This window comes from Aeromonas bivalvium (assembly GCF_000819765.1).
GTDB lineage: Bacteria > Pseudomonadota > Gammaproteobacteria > Enterobacterales > Aeromonadaceae > Aeromonas > Aeromonas bivalvium.
Window position 1 is genome coordinate 1 of record NZ_CDBT01000040.1, and the last position, 550, is coordinate 550.

The window sequence follows — 550 nt, forward strand, 5'->3', positions numbered from 1 at the left end:
TCGGCCACTTCCTCGGCGCTGTAGTCCGGCTCCATGGGGCTCACGTCCAGATCGTGCTTGGCCTCGGAGATCATGGTGCCGAACCACTCCTTGAACAGGGTCTCGTCATCCAGGGCCTGTTGCATCAGCTCCCGCAGACGGTGCAGCTCATGGGGCTGAATTTCGCCGTGGCGGGCGCGGGGCTGGAGGTCAGGGTCGCCGTAACGCTCGGTGCGCAGGTCGTTGTCGATCAGGTGATCGGCAAACGAAGAGATAAGCGCTTTGGCGTCCGGTGCGCGAAAGCCCACCGAGAAGTTCAGGGAGGGCTCGATGGCGTAGCCCTCGTGGGGGAATCCGGGCGGGATGTAGAGGATGTCGCCCGGCTCCATGATGGCGTCGATGATCGCCTCGAACGGCTCGCAGTGCAGCAGGGCGGCGTGGGCGGCAAACTCGCCAAGGGGCGCGGCGTCGCCGACCCGCCAGTGGCGCTTGCCCTGGCCCTGGGTGATGAAGACGTCGTAGTTGTCGATGTGGGGGCCGACACCGCCGTGAGGGGTGGAGAAGCTCACCA

General features: G+C 65.8%; 1 protein-coding gene. It reads right to left on the reverse strand.

Going from position 1 to position 550, the window contains the following annotated elements; genetic code table 11:
• Positions 1–550: cupin domain-containing protein (locus BN1119_RS12125; protein WP_041998198.1), on the reverse strand; the 550-nt coding region annotated here is incomplete at both ends.